Raw genomic sequence first — 1,771 nt, 5'->3', positions numbered from 1 at the left:
GAGCCGGTGCGGGGCGATCTTCGCGTCCGCGAGCGCCTGCACGATGATCTGGAGGAGGCCGTTGTTGTGAAACTGCGCGGCCGAGAAATTCACCGCGACCCTGATCTCTTCGGGCCACTCGGCAACCGTCGCGCAGGCGCGGCGGACGACCCATTCGCCGATCTCGTGGATCAACCCGGTTTCCTCGGCGATCGGGATGAATTCGCTCGGCGGCACCAGCCCGCGCTGGGGATGCTGCCAGCGCAGCAGTGCCTCGAAGCCGGTGATGCGGTTGCCGCCGAGGTCGAGGAACGGCTGGAACACCAGGAACAGCTCGTCCCTGGCGATGGCGCCTTCCAGATCCGATTGCAGCGCTTTGCGGTCGCGTGACGAGCGGTCGTCGGCTTCCTCGAAGAAACACACCGTGCCAGGTCCGGCCTTCTTGGCGCGGTAGAGCGCGGTGTCGGCGTTCTTCATGATGTCGAGTTGCGTGCTGCCGTCACGCGGCGCCAGCACGATGCCGACGCTGGTCGCGCCGACGATCTGGCGGCCCTCGATCTGGAACGGTTCATCGAAGGCCGCGACGAAGCGCTCGGCGATCTCGAGCGCATCCTCCGGCCGCGCCCGATTGGCCATCACCAGCGCGAACTCGTCGCCGCCGATGCGTGCGACATGCTCGGCCGCGCGGGTGCAGCGTTGCAGGCGGCTCGCGATCTGGACCAGAAACTCGTCGCCGGCGGGATGGCCGAACTTGTCGTTGACCTCCTTGAAACGATCGAGATCGAGCAGAAGCACCGCGAATTCCTCGCCGGACAGAGCGAGCCGCTTCAAGGCTGCATCGAGCGTTTCGTTGAACGCGACGCGATTGGGCAGATGGGTCAGCGAGTCCTGCCGCACCGTACGCTCGGCCTCGATCTGCCGCATCACGCGCCGTGCGAACGCGATCGAATTGACGAACACGCTGCGCAGCAGCACTGATCCGTAGACGACCACCAGGAAAGCGATCAGCAGAAACGCCGGATCGCCATTCCTGCCGAGGCAGATCGCGATGCCAGCGAAGATCGGGGCCGTGAATGCGATCGCGGCGATCGGGATGGTGGCGAAGGCCAGCGCGCCCCCCGCCAGCATCCCCGAGCAAAGGCAGGTGATGACGAGCTGCCCGCCCGTTGAGGCATTGACGAAGAATGCGACCGGAACGGTGCCCCAGGCGGCGCCGAGGATGAAAGCATTGCGCACCAGCCGATGCATGGCCCGGCGCGAGACGAATTGCGGTTTGGTGATGCGGCGCGCGGCATGGGATTGCAGGCCGAACGCGATCGCGGCGCCCGCCACGATGGCGGCCCAGATCAAGGCCAGCTTCAAGTCCGGCGAATGCCACAGCGCGACGACGAGTACCCCGGCGTTGCAGGCATTGGCCAGCATGATGCCGACTGAATAGCCGAGCACCAGCGACATCTGTTCGGCGCGGATATGGCCGGCGACGGCTTCGTCGGTTACGGGACCGCCAAAGGCCGACAGATCACCGGCGAACAGCCGCGCGAAATAGCTGGTCGTTTGAGTCCGCATTCCAGAGCCTAGCAGCATGGGCCGCTTGTCCGGCCCGGTCAGGAGAATTCGCTGCAAACCTTTGACGAACTATGAATTATCCAAACTTGCGACGATTGCTCTGACCACTTCTGCGTGTTCGCGATATTGTATCGATAACAAATCGATACAAATGCGGCGCCTCGCGTTACGGCTGTGACGGGAGGCTATGTTCGCTACCAATTCCGCTGTCATGCCTCGCCTTGTG

At 64.3% G+C, this 1,771-nt stretch carries 1 protein-coding gene; it reads right to left on the bottom strand.

Translation table 11 applies throughout. The features are described 5' to 3' along the window. A partial coding sequence (locus IVB32_RS02720; protein WP_247409702.1) for a diguanylate cyclase occupies positions 1 to 1,545 on the bottom strand: 1,545 nt, incomplete at its 3' end. Between the last annotated feature and the right edge of the window lie 226 nt (positions 1,546 to 1,771).

The organism is Bradyrhizobium sp. 23 (assembly GCF_023073295.1).
GTDB lineage: Bacteria > Pseudomonadota > Alphaproteobacteria > Rhizobiales > Xanthobacteraceae > Bradyrhizobium > Bradyrhizobium canariense_D.
Note: the sequence above shows the minus strand (reverse complement) of the source record. Positions and strands in the feature narration are given on the sequence as shown.